Origin of the sequence: Aliiroseovarius sp., assembly GCF_965228805.1 — a bacterium.
In the GTDB taxonomy this organism is placed as follows: Bacteria; Pseudomonadota; Alphaproteobacteria; order Rhodobacterales; family Rhodobacteraceae; genus JASBTN01.
Window position 1 is genome coordinate 1,979,418 of record NZ_CBDDIE010000003.1, and the last position, 15,837, is coordinate 1,995,254.

The following is a 15,837-nucleotide window of genomic DNA, read 5'->3' on the forward strand; positions in this document are numbered from 1 at the left end:
AGTGTTTCCCCCGTTGACCGGGGTGTTTTGTTAGTTAGAGAACCTGTCCGGGCTGAATGGCTGCACATCAAGGTGCAGCGGGCGGCGCGCCAGATCGTCCGCTACCAAGCGGGCGGTGGTCGCGCCTAAAGTCAGGCCCAGCTGGCCATGGCCGGTCGCAAATGTGACGTTTTGCACATGCTTGCTGCGGCCGATGATCGGACGAGTATCTGGGGTAAATGGTCGCCGCCCCATCCGGCGTTCGCGCTTGGTTGTTTGCAGGTTTGGTAGCACACGAAGGGCCTTTTTGACCAGAATATCCGCCCGGTTCCAGTTGGGCGGCGCGTTCAGACCTGCAAACTCGATCGTGCCGGCGACGGCCAAACTGTCCTCATATGGGGTCATCCCGAAGCCGCCCTTGGGGTAGAAGACCGTGTGGGTCAGATCAACGCCGGGATCGCTGAGAGCGGTGGAATACCCGGCTACGCCTTCCAGCTGGATCGGGACGTCGAGGGCTTTGGCAAGGGCGCGGGAATGCGTGCCTGCGGCCAGGATGACCTCGTCAGCAGGCAGGCTGCGCCCATCGGACAGGCGCACGGCCCGTACCCGGCGCGTTTCACGGTCGAAGCCTGTGGCGGCCGCCTGCACAACGGTGCCGCCGCGTTTGGTGAAGGTCTGGTGCAGCGCCTCGACCAGCCGCTTGGGGTCGGTGACAAAGCTCCAATCGCGCAAGATGGCAGCGTATTTGAAGTCCGGGGCGATGGCCGGGGCGATCTCATGTGCCTCCTGACCGGTGATTTCGTCGATGGTGCAGCCCAGATCGCGTGCCAGGTCAAAAGCCGCCCCCATGGTGGCGCGGTCGCGTTCGTCGTCGAACAGCTTCAGCACCGGGCGTTCGACCAGCAGTTCGGGCGCACCGATGTCGACCAGCTGCGCCTTGAAGTCACCGGTCGCGGCAAAGGTCAGGCGTGCCAGGTCGGCCGCAATAGCCCGCATCTTCGAAGGGCGCGCGTTGGCTGTGAACCGGGCGAACCAAGGCAGAAGTCCGGGCAGGGAGGTCGGGCGCAGCGATAGAGGCGCCTTGGGGTGCAGCAACCACCCGGGCACTTTCATCAACATGCCTGGTTGCGACAGGGGCACGATTTCCCCAACCGCGATACAGCCGCAGGACGCCCAGCTGGCCCCTTCACCAACCGGGCCGGGTTCGACCACGGTGACCTCCTGCCCGTCTGCCTGAAGGGACAGCGCGCAGGAGATGCCCACGACACCGCCACCTATGACAACGACTTGCGTCATCCGGCGATGCCTGCCAGTTCTTCCAGCTGCGCCAGCAGCTCGGGCGTGACCTGAACGCCCTCCGCCAGAGAGGCCGCGCGTTTCGCCAGGCGCCCGTCACCGGGCACGCGGGCGTCGCCATTGCCTTCGATCTCGGCGCAGATGCGGGAGATATAGGCATCGAACTGCGCGTTGCCGAAACGGGACGGGTCGATGGCGATCAGGGTCGCGCCGCCCTTGATGTTCAGGGCGCCATGGGCTTCGCGGTCGGCATTGTCGACGGACAGGGTGCCGCCCGCCAGGGCCGCGCCCAGCACCTCGATCAGGAAGGCAATCGCCGCGCCCTTGTGTTCGCCAAAGGGAAGCAGGCTGCGGGTTTCCAGGATGGCGTTTGGGTCGGTCGAAGGCTGGCCCGACGGGTCCAGACCCGCCGCACGTGGCAGGTCATGGCCCTCGGCGGCGGCCATCTTGATATCCATCAGCGCCACCATGGAAGAGGCCTGATCCCAGACCACTGGCGGTTTGCCCTCACGCGGGCAGGCAAAGGACATCGGGTTGGTGCCAAAGACCGGGCGCACGCCTCCCTGTGGCACGACCATGGATAGCGAATTCACCACGCCCAAGGCGACCAGCCCGGCCTCGGCCAGCGGTTCGGTGTCGAAGCGAAGCCCGCCCAGGTGGTGGCAGTTGGCGCAAGTGAAGGACGCGATGCCCTGCTCGCGCGCCATTGCGATCAGCTCCTCACGCGCAGCGGCGGCGGCGATCTGATAGTAGCCGTTGTCGCCATCCCCTCGTAGAACGCCGGGTGCGATGCGGGTGATCTGCGGCTTCGCGGCCGGGTTGGCATAGCCCGAGGAAAAGCTCTGTTCATAGACCGGCAACATGCGAAGCCCGTGACTGCGCGGCCCGTCGCGTTCGGATTGGGTCACGATCTCGGCAATCAACCCGCTGCCGTGCGCGTCCATCCCCGCCTTTACAAGGACAGAGCGGGCCAGGTCGCGCACCGTGTCGATTGAGAGCGTTTTCGTCGAGTGTTCCACCATGGTCCGTCCCTGTCCTTGTGTTGTTGAGGGGGCACATCCGCCCCCCGTCATCACGCCGCGTCCGGCTTGTATTGGACGCGTTTTTTGGCGACGAACTCGTCCAGTGCGCCGCGCACGTCGTCCTCCATTGGCGGCTGAACGTAGTTGTCAAGCATGCGCCGGGCCTCTTCCTGGCCGACGACCTCGGCGGTCTTGGCACCCTCGGCTTCCCACTGTTCGAAACTGTCGTTGTTCTGCAGCGGGTTCATGTGCATCGGGTTTTCCCGGGTGTGATCCGTGCCCAGGAAGTGGCCGCCGGGACCGATCGCCTCGATATCGCCCAGCAGAGCGTCGAGGTTCTCGTCCTGGAGGCCCGAGAAGAAGCGGTGGAAGTTCTCCAGCTGCATCGTGTCCTGCACCCATTTCGAATAGCTGACGCCCAGCGCGCCTTCGAGGAACCCGGCCGAGTGCACGATGTAATTGGCCCCGCCCAGCAGGACCGGCCACATGGTGTTCGCCGTGTCGAAGGCCGCCTGCATGTCGGGCGATTTCGACCCTGTCCACATGGTGCAGGTGCGCCAGGGCACTTGGTAGAACCGTGCCATCTGACCGACCAGAAGGTTCATGAGCCCCGGCTCCGGCGAGCCCATCATCGGCGCGCCAGTTTTCATCGAGACACCCATGATTGCCACGCCCAGCACCATCGGTGCCCCGCGGCGGATGATCTGGGAATAGGCCATGCCAGCCAGGCTTTCCGCGATCAGCAACGCCACGCCGCCTTGCGGACTGGCAGGGGCCGAGGCGCCTGCCAGCACGAAGGGCGATAGCAGGCAGGGCTGGTTGGCGGCGGCGTAGACACGCAGGCTCTCCAGCATGGTCTCGTCCCACACCAGCGGGGTGTTGCAGTTCAGAAGCGCCGCCAGCACCACGTTGTTGTCGACGAATTCCTCGCCAAAGACGATGCGCACCATCTCGACCGTATCCAGTGCGGCCTGTTCGGATAGGACCGAGCCCTTGATCGGCTTGTCGGTCAGGGTTAGGGCCGCGTGCACCAGTTCCAGATGGCGTTCGGGAACCGGCACGTCCTGCGGCTCCACCGGCAGGATGCCGGGCACCATCATGGACTGGCTCATCTGGCTCATCTTGAAGAAGTTGTGCGCGTCTTCCAGCATCGACGGGCGCCGCTTGCCGTCGAGGTCATAGACGAAGGGCGCGCCATAGGCATTGGCGAAGACCGAGTGGCGGTTGCCGACCCGCAGCGAGCGTTCCGGGTTGCGCGCCGCATAGGCCCATTCCGACGGCACCGAGGAGATCAGGTCCATCAGCATGTCGCGGCCGATGCGCACGCGCTCGCCCTGAACATCCGCGCCGTATTTCTTCCAATCTGCCAGGGCGACCGGGTCGCGGAACTCGATCCCCGTGGTTTCCAGGATGGTCATGGCGGCATTGTGAATCTTTTCGACACCTTCCGGACCCAACAGGTCGATCGGGCCGATCTGACGGTTCAGGGCCGACAGATAGACCGGGGGCGGGTTGGTGCGGGCCTGGACCCGTGCTGCGCGACCGCCACCGCGGCCGCCTCGTGCTTTGCGTTCAGTCATGTGTCTGTCTCCGATCAGGCGCGGGCGCGCGCGCTGGTGGGGTCGACGGCGCAGGTGTCGATGACCTCCGCCTCGCGCATTTCGTTGTGGATGAGCACCTGCATCTTCGTGCCCGGCGCGGTCATGTCCTGCGGCACCAGCGCCATGGCGATGTCGTGATTGCAGTAGTAGGAGAACCCGCCCGAGGTGACGCGGCCGATCAGCGTACCGTCCGCATAGACGCCTTCATCGAACATCACCGAAGTGTCACAGAAGGGCAGTTTCAGGGTGACGAGCTGGCTAAAGCCGCCCTCCGCCTGCTGTTTCAGCAGGGCCGCCTTGCCGATGAAGTCGCGCTCCACGACCTGCCCCCCGACCTTCTCGGTCATGGCGACGAAACGGCCCAGGTCGGCCTCGTAGGGCGTCATGTCCTTGCAGATCTCGCGGTTGATGGCGCGGTAGGATTTCTCCAGCCGCATGCTTTCCAGCGCTTCCAGACCGAAGGGTTTCACGCCCGCCTTCAGCAGCTGATCCACGATGTGGCGGTTGTAGCCGACCGGGTGGTGCAGCTCCCACCCCAGTTCGCCGGTATAGGAGACACGCAAGAGGTGCACGCCCTTGGCATAGCCCACCTCGCCCATCTGCGCCGACAGCCAGGGGAAGGCTTCGTTCGACAGATCGTTGTCGGTCAGTTTTTCCAGGATCTCGCGCGATTTCGGACCGGCCAGCGCAATCACGCCCAACTGTTCCGAGATATCTTCCATCACCACGGAGCCATCCGCGGGCAGCAGGCGGCTCAGCTGATCCCAGTTATAGGCGCGCCAGTTCGGGGTCGAGATCAGATAGAAATCGTCCTCGGCGTAGCGCACAATGGTGTATTCCGCGTCCATGCCGCCCTTAGTGTTCAGCATCAGCGACAGGGTCATGCGGCCGACCTTGGGCAGCTTGTTGGCCATCAGGCTATCGAGCCATTTCGCTGCCCCCGGACCGCGCACGGTGAACTTGGTCATCGGCGACATTTCGATGAAACCGGCCTCTTCACGGGTGCGGCGCACCTCTTCTTGCACCAGCTCCATGTGGTCGGTGCGGCGGAAGGAGTGCTCGGGAATGGCCTCTTCCGGCGACTTGGCGAACCAGCGCGGGAATTCATAGCCGTTGAAGCTGGTCCAGACCGCGCCCTGGGCGGTCAAGAGGTCGTAGGAGCCCATCGTCTTCATCGGACGGGCAGCGGGGAAATCCTCGCCCGGCACATGGGCGTCCATGTGGGTGCCCCAGGTCTCGCGCACCTTGTCCATGGTCCAGCGTTTCGACGCGTAGTCCGAGAAGCGGCGCGGGTCGAGTTCAGACATGTCCATGCCCGGATCGCCATTGACGATCCATTGGGCCAGGCGGTTGCCCACGGTGCCACCCCAGAGGATGCCGCCCGGCATGCCCTCGGCCAGCCACAGATTCTCGTGCCCCGGCGCGGGACCGGCCAGGGGCAGTTCGTCCGGGGTCATCTGGAACGGGCCGCGGGTGTTGGCCTTGAGGCCCACCTCGCCCAGGGTCGGCACGCGTTCAAGGGCGCGTTCCCACTGGGTTTCGACCGCCTCGAAGTCTTCGGGCAGCAGGTCGGCACCGAAGTCGGGTGGCACACGATCTTCGGCGAAGAGCTTGAGATCCTTGGTGAACTCGTAAGGGCCGAACTGAATGCCCCCCACGTCCTCGCGCAGGTAGGCGCCGTAATCCTCGTCGCGCAGGATCGGGAACTCGGGCAGGCCCTCCTTCTTGCGCTCCAAGAGCAGCGGCACGTGATCGGTGGTCCAATACTGGTGCACGATCGGGATGCAGGGCAGGTCCAGCCCGACGCGGCGGGCGTTTTCACGGGCGTAGTTGCCGGTGGCAAAGATCAGGTGCTCGCAGGTGATCTCGCCCTGGTTGGTGGTCACTTTCCAGTGGCCGTTTTCCAGCTTCTCATAGGACTGCGCCTCGGTGTTCTGATAGACCTTGGCGCCGGCGTCTCGGGCAAGCTTGGCCATCGCCATGGTGATGTCGGCCGGGTTCACATAGCCGTCTTCGGTGTGCAGGATGCCGCCGCGAATGTCGGGGCTCTGGTTCAGCAGAGGATGCACCTCGGCGATCTCTTCCGGGGTCAGCAGCTTGCAGGGCACGCCCGCGGCTTCGGCGATCGAGATGTAGGACTGGAACTCATCCCAGCGCTTTTCCGTGTTCGCCACACGCAGCTGCCCGACCTTGCGCAGACCGACCGAACTGCCCATCTTTTCCTCGACCTCGGTGTAGATGCGAATGGTCTCCATCGTCATCTTCGACACATTGTGCGAACGTACGAAAGTCACCAGCAGACCGGCCGCATGCCAGGTCGAGCCGGACGTCAGCGTGGTGCGTTCCAGCATCACCGCATCCGTGCAGCCATGTTCGGTCAGGCCATAGAGGATCGAGGCGCCGACACAGCCCCCACCAACGACCACGACTTTCGCATGTGATTTCATTCTCGCTTTCCTTCGCGTTGCTTGGGTAACTTCTGCGTCGCCTCTGATTTCGTCTCCACGCCAACCCGCCTCACGGCGCTTTTTGGGCCGAAAGGCGATTTCTTCTCATCCGAGAAGGGGCGGGTTGCCGGGTATTTCGACTGATGCGCGACAGGCTGGCAATTGCAAAAAAACTCAACTAGGGTTAGTTCAACTAAACTAAAAATGCCGCAACTGCGAAGAAGAGCGGCCGGAAATCGACATTCTGCGCGAGGATAGATTGCCCAACCGCCCCTATGACCTGCCCCCCATGACCTCGCTTGTCAGTTTCGAAGCGGCCGGACGACACGGCAGTTTCAAGGCGGCAGCACAGGAGCTTAACGTTACCCCAGCCGCAATCAGCCACCAGATCAAGGCGCTGGAAGAAGAGCTGCATTGCACCCTGTTTCGCCGTTTTCACCGCGGGGTCGAACTGTCCGAGGCCGGGGCCTACCTGCTTGTGGCCCTGCAGCGAGGCTTTGAGGGAATGAACGAGGCGGTAAGTCAATTGCGCGCCCAGCATGGGCGTACATCGGTCACGATTCGCTCCACGACAGCTGTCAGTTCGCTGTGGCTGACGCCCCGCCTGGCGCAGTTCTGGCAGAGCCACGGCCATATCTCGGTGGCGCAGATCGTCAGCGACCTGGACACGGATATCGCGGGGTGTGACCTGAGCATACATTACGGGGACATGTCGAGGGAGACCGGCGTCTGCCGGGCGCTGTTTCACGACCACATCATGGCGCTCTGCAGCCCCGGGTTCGCCGCCGATCACAAGATCGACCGGATCGAGGACCTGGCCGAGATCCCGCTGATCCACCTGGAAGCACCAGAGACCAGTTGGACCAACTGGCAGGCCTTCGCCCGTGCGTTGGGTTATGACGGGCAGCTGAAGTCGGCGCACCGGGTGAACAACTATGTCATCGCCCTGCAAGCCGCGCAGGACGGTATGGGGGCGGTGCTGGGTTGGGAAGGGTTGACCAACGAGCTGATTGCGTCCGGCAAGCTGGTCAAGTTGATCGAGCAGACCGTGTCCTCACCGCTCGATTATTACGTGAAGCTGCACAACCAGGCCTCTGACCGGGCTCGGATCGTGTTTGACTGGCTGACGAAGATCACCAGTTGACCCCGAGCTGGCCGCGGTTCCGCCTGCGCAAGTTTTTGTTTCCTGTCGCCAGCATTTCTTGAACATGCGCCCGCGCGGGCTGCCGCATACTCCGGCCAAACGAACTGGAGATGCGGCAATGGACAGATTGAACCTGGTGGATGGGCAATGGCGCGCGGCCGAGGCGACGGGCGAGAACATCAGCCCGGCAAACCCCGCAGACGTGGTCTGTGCCTATGCACGGGGCGACGCGGGGCTGGTGGACGAGGCCGTGGCCGCCGCCGCACGCGCCTTTCCGGCCTGGGCCGAGGCCACGCCGCAGTTTCGCGCCGATATCCTGGACCGAGTGGGTAGCGCGATCCTGGCGCGGGCAGCCGAGATTGGCCGCATCCTTGCGCGGGAAGAGGGCAAGACCCTGGCGGAAGCCACCGGCGAGGCGACCCGAGCGGGCCAGCTGTTCAAGTTCTACGCAGGTGAGGCGCTGCGCCTGGCTGGGGACGCCATCGCCTCGATCCGCGACAAGGTGGATGTCGAGGTCACCCGCGAACCCCTGGGCGTGGTCGGGTTGATCACCCCCTGGAACTTTCCCATCGCAATCCCCGCCTGGAAGGCCGCGCCCGCGCTGGCCTTTGGCAATACGGTGGTGATGAAACCCGCGGACCTGACCCCGGCGTCCGCCCATGTGCTGGCCGAGGTGCTGGCCGAGGCGGGCTGCCCCCCGGGCGTGTTCAACCTGGTCATGGGCTCGGGCCGAGTGATCGGCCAGGCGCTGGTGGATCACCCCGACGTCGCCGCGATCTCGTTCACCGGGTCCGAGGGCGTGGGGCAGGGCATCGCCGAGGGCTGCGCGCGCCATCGCAAGAAGCTGCAGATGGAGATGGGCGGCAAGAACCCGATGGTGGTGATGGCGGATGCCGATCTGGATGTGGCCGTGGCGGCCTGCATCAACGGTGCCTTCTTCTCGACCGGACAGCGCTGCACGGCCAGTTCGCGCCTGATTGTCGAGGCGGGCATTCACGACGCCTTTGTCGACCGCATGGCCGTGGCCATGGGGCAGTTGACCCTGGGCGATCCGTTAGAGGCCGACACCCAGATCGGCCCGGTCGTGTCCGAGGCCCAGCTGCGCGGCAACCTGGGCTATGTCGACCTGGCCCACGAGGAAGGCGCCGAGGTGATCGGTGGCGAACGTCTGGACCGCGCAGGGTTTTTCCAGGCCCCGGCGCTGTTCGTGGGCGCCACAAACGAGATGCGCGTGAGCCGCGAGGAAATCTTTGGCCCCTGCGCCAGTGTTATCAAGGCGGACGGGTTCGACCATGCGCTCACCCTGGCCAATGACACGGAGTTCGGGCTGAGCTCGGGCATCTGCACCACCTCGCTGCGCCAAGCGCGCGAATTCAAGCGCCGGTCTGCGGCGGGCATGGTGATGGTGAACCTGCCGACCGCGGGGGTGGATTACCACGTGCCGTTTGGCGGGCGCAAAGCCTCCTCGGTGGGTTCGCGTGAGCAGGGGCGGTATGCGGCCGAGTTCTACACCTCGGTCAAGACGGCCTATACATTCGCGGGGTGATGCCATGGCGTTGAGTGATGATCTGGTGACCCTGCTGGGCCCCAGGGGCTGGCTGACCGAAGACACCGGCAGCTACCAGACCGACTGGCTGAAGATGCAATCGCATGCGCCCCTGGGGGTGGCCCGACCGCAGAGCACCGAAGAGGTCGCAGGCGTGCTTCGTCTGGCCCATGCGGCAGGGGTGCCGGTCACGCCGCAGGGTGGCAATACCAGCCTCTGTGCCGGCGCGGTGCCGGGCGCGGCTGGGCACGTCATCCTGTCGCTGTCCCGCATGAACCGGGTCGAGGCGATTGACCCGCTGGGTTTTACCGCTGTGGTCGAGGCGGGTGTGGTGCTGGCGCAGGTGCACGACGCCGTGGCGGATCAGGGCCTGATCTTTCCCATGCACCTGGGCGCGGAGGGCAGCGCGCAGATCGGCGGGCTGATCGCCACCAATGCGGGCGGCAGCCATGCGCTGCGCTATGGCATGATGCAGGATCTGGTGCTGGGGCTGGAGGTCGTGCTGCCGGACGGGCGTACCTGGAACGGGTTGCGCCCGCTGATCAAGGACAATGCGGGCTACCAGCTCCGGCGGCTCTTTTGCGGCGCCGAGGGCACGTTGGGGGTGGTGACACGCGCCGCGTTGCGTTTGTATCCGGCGCCGACGGCCCGGGCCACGGCCCTGCTGGCGGTGCCCGGCCTGGAGGCGATGGTGCGCCTGGGCGCGGCTTTGCGCCGCGAGCTGGGCGAATTCATTTCGGCTCTGGAGTTCTTCGGCGAGACCGGGTTGGAGATGGCCTTGCGTCACGTGCCCGGGCTGGAGTTTCCGCTGGGGACGCGCAGCCCGGCCTATGTGCTGGTGGAACTGGCCACCGCCGCGCCGGGGATCGGGCTGGACGCCATGCTGGAGGCGGCGCTGGAACGCGCCTTCGAGGGCGGTCTGGTCGAGGATGGCGCGGTGGCCGCCAACGAGACGCAGCGCGCCGCCATGTGGCGGCTGCGCGAGGAAATGCCCGAGGGTCAGCGCCTGGAAGGGCCGCAGATCAAGCATGACATCGCGGTGCCCGTGGACCAGGTCGGGCGCTTCATCGCCGCCATGGCGCCGGAGCTTGATACGATTCTGCCCGGGGTGCGGTTGAACCCGTTCGGCCACCTGGGCGACGGCAATATCCACTTCAACCTGAGCCCGCCCGAGGGGCAGGCGGGTTTCGGTGACAGCAAAGCCGCGCTTTCGTTTTGCCTCTACCGCTCGGCAGAGCGGGCAGGGGGAACCTTTGCCGCTGAACACGGGCTGGGGCGATCCAAAATTGCCTTTGCAGATCAACTGCGTAGCGCGGAGGAACGTGACCTGATGCAGGCATTGAAACGGGCGGTGGACCCCAGCGGCCTGCTGAACCCCGGCGTGATGCTGCACCATCAGGTTGCGCAAGAATAACTTACCAAAGCCCCGGATTTCTTGATGTTGCGGCGGGCCCTTCGTCGGCCAAGCTTTTCGTCATACCGGAGCAGCTGTGCCTGCCCCCGGGACCCAAGGACCACACGGGAGGAGCAACCATGTCCTTTATCACCAATATCAAGACCCTCGCGGCGGTCGCCGCCGTCAGCGCGGCCGCGCTGGCCCAGCCCGCCGTGGCGCAAGACAAGGAAGCGCTGTGGTCCGACGTGCAGGAACGCGGCACCCTGCGCGTGGGCGTGGCCGAGGCCCCGCCGCTGCTGGTGCGCGACCCCAAGACCGGCGACTGGTCGGGCTATTTCCTGGACGTGATGGATGGCTTTGCCGCCTCGATCGACGTCGAGGTCGAAGTGGTTGAAACCACCTGGGGCAACATGGTCGCCGGGCTTCAGGCGGGCAAATGGGACATTTCCTCGGCGCTGAACCGCAAGCCGCAGCGCGCGCTGGCGGTGAACTACTCGATCCCGATCTGGAGCTACGAGATCGGCCTGCTTTATGACACCCGCAACCCGAAGATCACGCCGGACATGACCTCGCTGGCCGATTTCGACAAGGAAGGCATCACCATTGCCGTGATGCAGGGCGCCGCCGGGGATCTGTCGATCACCCCGCAGATCGAGAACGCCAAGATCATCCGTCTGGACGGTGCCAATGAAGGCCGGTTGGCGATCATCTCGAAACGCGCGGATGTCTTCGCCACCGACAGCGACATTCACCGCATCACCATCCTGCAGAACCCGGACTGGGCCGCGCAGGTGCTGCCCGATCCCGCGATCGCCAAACAGGGCATCGCCTTCGGCCTGCGCAAGTCGGTGCCGCTGGAGGATGTCCAGGTGCTGGACATCTACCTGGAGGAACAGGTCGCGACCGGCAACGTGCAGCGTCTGTACGAGGCCGCCGTCGAAGCCATGACCACCGAATAACCCCGGCTCCCTGTGCCGCCCCGGCCCCAGCGCGGGGGCGGCATTCCTGAGCTGGGCAGACGACAAGAGGGAGGGCGTCATGGCCTTTGTCGAGATAGACGGATTGATCAAGCGCTATGGGGCGCTGTCGATCTTCGAAGGGTTCGACCTGACGATGGGCAATACGGACCGGCTGGTGCTGATCGGTCCGTCAGGTTGTGGGAAATCCACCCTGCTGCGCTGCATGATGGGGCTGGAGGACATTGTCGGCGGCTCGATCCACTTGGGCGGAGACGCCTATATCCAAGGCGCCGAGAACGGCAAGATGACGCTGGACCGCAAGGTGCAGAAGGAAGTCGGCATGGTGTTTCAGCACTATACGCTGTTTCCGCATCTGACCGTTCTGGGCAACCTCTGCCTGGCCCCGGTGCGCTCGCGCGGGGTGAAGAAATCCGAGGCGCGCGACAAGGCGATGGGCCTGCTTGAACGCTTCGGCCTGGCCGACCGTGCCAATTTCTATCCCAGCCAGTTGTCTGGCGGGCAGAAACAGCGCGTCGCCATTGCCCGCGCCCTGATGCTGGACCCCAAGCTGATGTTGTTTGACGAGGTGACCTCGGCGCTGGACCCGGAGCTGGTCAATGAGGTCGAGAACACGATGATGGAGCTGGCCGAGGCCGGCATGCCGATGATGATCGTGACCCATGACATGTACTTCGCCCGCAACATCGCCACCAAGGTGGTGTTCCAGGAACGCGGCAAGGTGATCGAGGCGGCGCCACCGAACGAGCTATTCGGCAACCCGCAGCAGGAGCGCACCCGCGACTTCCTGCGCAATGTGCTTCACATCGAGGGGTGAGCCGATGAATTACGAGTTCGACTGGTTCTATGTGAAGAAGGGCCTGCCGCAGCTGATGGAAGGGTTGTGGCTGACCCTGGAGCTGACGCTCTGGGCCAACCTGATCGGCCTGGTTTTGGGCTTCGTCGTCGCGCTTGGCATGCTGTCCAAGGTCAAGCTGATCGTCTGGCCGCTGACCGCCTATATCGAGTTCTTTCGCTGCACGCCGGCGCTGATCCAGCTGGTCTGGTTCTTCTTCTGCGTGCCGATCCTGTTCAATGTCTGGTGGTCGGCGGAATTCATGGGCGTGCTGGCGCTGGGCCTGAACCTGGCAGCCTTCAACGCGGAAGCCTACCGCGCCGCGATCCAGGCCATTCCGCATGCCCATAACGACGCCTCGACCGCGCTGGGGCTGAATGTGTTCCAACGCATCATCCACGTGATCCTGCCGCAGGCACTGATTCTGGCCCTGCCGGTGCTGATCACCAACGGCATCGGCATCTTCCAGCAATCCGCGCTGGTCGCGCTGATCTCGGTCGAGGACCTGATGTACCAGGGTCGCTATATCGCGACACAGACCTTCCGCCCGATCGAGACCCTGACCACCGTCGCGCTGATCTATTTCGCTGTGTCCTTCCCGGTCTCGCAGGCCGTCACCGTCATCGAGCGGCGCACCAAACGCCTGCTGGCCAACTGAGGAGGGCGCCATGGAACTCGATTTCACCTTCCTGCTGGAATACTCGGGTGTGCTCTGGAAAGGGCTGGTCACCACGCTGCAATTCGTCGGCCTCGCAGTGGTGCTGGGGCTGGTCTGGGGCTTTGTGCTCAGCCTTGCGCGCAGCTCGACCAACCCGCTGATCTACTGGGTTTCGACCGTCTATGTTGAGTTTTTCCGGGGCACGCCGGTGTTGGTGCAGCTCTTCTGGATCTTCTTCTGCTTGCCGCTGTTCCTGGGGCTTGAACTGTCTGGCTTCATCTCGGCGGTGATCGCGCTGTCGCTCTACAGCGGGGCGATCACCTCGGAAAGCTTCCGCGCCGCGCTGAAGTCGATCGAGAAGAGCCAGTTCGACGCCTGTACCGCGCTGGGGCTGCCCGCTGGCGTGCGCACCTTCTACATCGTGCTGCCCCAAGCTGTGCTGCGCGCGATCCCGAACCTGTTGTCCAATGTCGTATCCCTGTTCAAGGAAAGCGCGCTGGTCTCGGCCGTGGGCATGGCGGACCTGATGTATGTTGGCCAGAATATCGCCAATAACGTCGCCCGCCCGATCGAGATCCTGACCGCGGTCGCGCTGATCTATTTCGCCATCGGCTTCCCGCTGACCCGCGCGGTCAGCATGGTCGAGGGGCGCCTGTTGAAGGTCGTGAAAGCATGACGAAAAGACCCGTTGCCCTCGTAACAGGCGCCACCAGTGGGATCGGCAAGGCCATTACCTTTGCCCTGGCCGAGGCCGGATACGAGGTCATCGCCCTTGGGCGCAGCGCTGCCACGTTGGAGCAGATGCAGACCCAGTCGGGCGTGCGTCCCCTGGCGCTGGACTTGACCGATCGCGAGGCGCTGGAAACTGCGCTTGAAGGGGAAGAAATCGATGTTCTGGTCAACAACGCCGGGGTCATCCCGCCGGTAGTCGGCTTCGATCGTATGGCCCAATCCGACATCGACGCGACGCTGGAGGTCAACCTGAGCGCCGCAATCGCCACCACGCGCATGGTGCTGCCGGGCATGATGGCGCGGGGCAGGGGGCATGTTTTCTTTACCGGCTCCACCGCCGGGCAGGCGCCCTTTCCGAACATGGCGGTCTATGGCGCGTCCAAGGCTGCGATTTCCAGCTTTGCCGCCGCGCTGCGCTGCGATCTGTCCGGCTCCGGCGTGCGGGTGACCGAGATCGTCGCGGGGCGGGTGGAGACCAACCTGTACAAGGAGGTGCTGACCGCCCGCGCCCGCGCCGACATGTACGGCGCCTTTGACGCGGTCCAGCCTGAGGATGTGGCGACCATGCTGCGTTCGGTTCTTGAAATGCCCGCGCATGTGGATGTGACGCGGTTCGACATTCTGCCCACCGCACAGTTCGTCGGTGGCGGGGGCTTTGCGAAGAAGGAAGACTGAGATGCACGGATTGTCCGTAGTGATCGTCGGCGGCGGCGCGGGTCTGGGCCTGCTTTTGGCCGAGATGGCGGTGGAGCAGGGCGCGACCGCGCTGGGGATCATCGACGTGAATGCCGAGGCCGCCGAGGCGGCCGTGGCCAGGGCGCGCGAAGCAGGGCTGAAGACGGCCTATGCCGCCTGTGACATCCGCACGGCCGAGGCGGCGCATGCAGGCTTTGCCCAGGTCGCCGCCGACCTGGGCCGGGTCGACACGGTGATCAACTCCGCCGCGATCTATCCGCGCAAACCGATGCTGGAGATCACCGACGTCGACTGGGACGCCTCGAACGCGGTGAACATCAAGGGCACGTTCCACATGTGCGTGGCCGCGATCAAACAGTTCCGCGCGCAGGACACCGATGGCGTGGTCAAGGGCCGTATCGTCAACATCACCTCGGTCGATGCCTTCAAGGCGCATCCGCAGAACGCCCATTACGCCGCCACCAAGGCCGCCGTGGTCAGCCTGACCAAAAGCTTCGCCCACGAGGTCGCGCCGGACAATATCCTGGTGAACTCCGTCGCGCCGGCCGGCATGGCCACCGACAAGGCGCGCGAGGCCGGGTTCCTGGGCGAACTGGCCGCCGCAAGCCCCTTGGGCCGGGGCGGTGAACCGCGCGAAATGGCCGAATGGGTCATGATGGCGGGCGGGCCGAAGAACACCTACATGACCGGCGAGAACATCATCGTCTCCGGCGGCTATATCTACGCATAAGGGGCTGAAGATGATCTATAAATCCCGACTGAAAAGCCAAAGCTGGGCTGGCGAGACCATCGGCATCCTGGTGCTGGACTGCTACTACCCGTTCCTGCCGGGCAATGTGGCCAATGCCACCACCTATGACTTTCCGGTGCGTTACGCGGTGGTCGAGGGCGCGACGGCCGACCGGCTGCTCTATCAGGCCGATCCGACCCTGATCGAGCCCTTCATTGCCGCCGCGCGCAAGTTGCAGGATGAAGGTGTGAAGGCGATCACCGGCGCCTGCGGGTTCATGGCGCTGTTCCAGAAGGAAATCGCCGCGGCGGTGGACATCCCGGTCTTTGCCTCGTCCCTGTTGCAGGTGCCCTTCGTGCACCAGATTACCGGGAAACGCGTGGGCATCATCACGGCCGACAGCACCTGCCTGAAACCCGCGCATTTCACCGGCACCGGCATTGCGGATGACATCCCCTTGGCGATTGGCGGCATGGAAACGAAAGAGGCCTTCATGCAGGGCATCATCGCCAATATCGGTGAACTGGACGATGACGGAATTCGCCGGGGCGTGGTTGAGGTGGCGCAAAAGCTGCAAGCCGAACATGACGACCTTGGCGCGATCCTGCTGGAATGCTCCGACCTGCCGCCCTACGCCCATGCGGTGCAGGCGGCCACGGGTCTGCCGGTCTTCGATTTCATCACCATGATCAACTATGTGCACGAGACCCTTGCGCGCAAACCCTACCACGGGGTGATCTGATCCCAGTTGGTGCAGAAATTCTGAACGAAACCAAGT

Annotated in this window: 14 protein-coding genes; 10 read left to right on the forward strand and 4 right to left on the reverse strand. The window is 64.4% G+C overall.

The genetic code is table 11. The features are described from left to right. Window positions 1-30: 30 nt before the first annotated feature. The 4 genes from ACO07D_RS10875 to ACO07D_RS10890 are packed head-to-tail and all read right to left on the reverse strand — an operon-like array spanning window position 31 to window position 6,345. The gene (locus tag ACO07D_RS10875; RefSeq protein WP_421702961.1) at window positions 31-1,275 is read right to left on the reverse strand and encodes an NAD(P)/FAD-dependent oxidoreductase; all 1,245 of its coding nucleotides are present in this window, start codon (window positions 1,273-1,275) and stop codon (window positions 31-33) included. Further along, window positions 1,272-2,297: an Ldh family oxidoreductase gene (locus ACO07D_RS10880; RefSeq protein WP_421702962.1), complete on the reverse strand. Its 1,026-nt coding sequence runs from the start codon at window positions 2,295-2,297 to the stop codon at window positions 1,272-1,274. Before ACO07D_RS10880 ends, ACO07D_RS10875 begins: the two co-directional genes overlap by 4 nt. Before the next feature lie 50 nt (window positions 2,298-2,347). Continuing rightward, window positions 2,348-3,877, reverse strand: coding sequence for a trimethylamine methyltransferase family protein (locus ACO07D_RS10885; protein WP_421702963.1), 1,530 nt, complete (start codon window positions 3,875-3,877; stop codon window positions 2,348-2,350). Window positions 3,878-3,891: 14 nt separating this feature from the next. Continuing rightward, entirely contained in the window at window positions 3,892-6,345 is a 2,454-nt protein-coding gene (locus ACO07D_RS10890) for a GcvT family protein (protein ID WP_421702964.1), read from the reverse strand. A gap of 289 nt (window positions 6,346-6,634) precedes the next feature. On the opposite strand from ACO07D_RS10890, the gene ACO07D_RS10895 reads away from it, so the two are divergent. The 10 genes from ACO07D_RS10895 (at window position 6,635) to ACO07D_RS10940 (ending at window position 15,801) form a co-directional block, all read left to right on the forward strand. Then, entirely contained in the window at window positions 6,635-7,489 is an 855-nt protein-coding gene (locus tag ACO07D_RS10895; protein ID WP_421702965.1) for a LysR substrate-binding domain-containing protein, read from the forward strand. Between the two features lie 118 nt (window positions 7,490-7,607). Beyond that, window positions 7,608-9,035, forward strand: coding sequence for an aldehyde dehydrogenase family protein (locus tag ACO07D_RS10900; RefSeq protein ID WP_421702966.1), 1,428 nt, complete (start codon window positions 7,608-7,610; stop codon window positions 9,033-9,035). 4 nt (window positions 9,036-9,039) lie between these two features. Then, entirely contained in the window at window positions 9,040-10,449 is a 1,410-nt protein-coding gene (locus ACO07D_RS10905; RefSeq protein WP_421702967.1) for an FAD-binding oxidoreductase, read from the forward strand. Between the two features lie 119 nt (window positions 10,450-10,568). Next, window positions 10,569-11,390, forward strand: coding sequence for a transporter substrate-binding domain-containing protein (locus tag ACO07D_RS10910; RefSeq protein ID WP_421702968.1), 822 nt, complete (start codon window positions 10,569-10,571; stop codon window positions 11,388-11,390). A gap of 79 nt (window positions 11,391-11,469) precedes the next feature. Continuing rightward, the gene (locus ACO07D_RS10915; RefSeq protein ID WP_421702969.1) at window positions 11,470-12,225 is read left to right on the forward strand and encodes an amino acid ABC transporter ATP-binding protein; all 756 of its coding nucleotides are present in this window, start codon (window positions 11,470-11,472) and stop codon (window positions 12,223-12,225) included. A 4-nt stretch (window positions 12,226-12,229) separates the two neighbouring features. Beyond that, window positions 12,230-12,901 (forward strand): amino acid ABC transporter permease, encoded by a 672-nt coding sequence (locus ACO07D_RS10920; protein WP_421702970.1) that lies wholly within the window; start codon window positions 12,230-12,232, stop codon window positions 12,899-12,901. Between the two features lie 10 nt (window positions 12,902-12,911). After that, window positions 12,912-13,577: an amino acid ABC transporter permease gene (locus ACO07D_RS10925; protein WP_421702971.1), complete on the forward strand. Its 666-nt coding sequence runs from the start codon at window positions 12,912-12,914 to the stop codon at window positions 13,575-13,577. Next, window positions 13,574-14,308 (forward strand): SDR family oxidoreductase, encoded by a 735-nt coding sequence (locus tag ACO07D_RS10930; protein WP_421702972.1) that lies wholly within the window; start codon window positions 13,574-13,576, stop codon window positions 14,306-14,308. Before ACO07D_RS10925 ends, ACO07D_RS10930 begins: the two co-directional genes overlap by 4 nt. Before the next feature lies 1 nt (window position 14,309). Beyond that, on the forward strand, window positions 14,310-15,059 hold the full coding sequence (locus ACO07D_RS10935; RefSeq protein ID WP_421702973.1) for an SDR family NAD(P)-dependent oxidoreductase: 750 nt from the start codon (window positions 14,310-14,312) through the stop codon (window positions 15,057-15,059). Between the two features lie 10 nt (window positions 15,060-15,069). Further along, window positions 15,070-15,801, forward strand: coding sequence for an aspartate/glutamate racemase family protein (locus tag ACO07D_RS10940; protein WP_421702974.1), 732 nt, complete (start codon window positions 15,070-15,072; stop codon window positions 15,799-15,801). Window positions 15,802-15,837 lie beyond the last annotated feature (36 nt).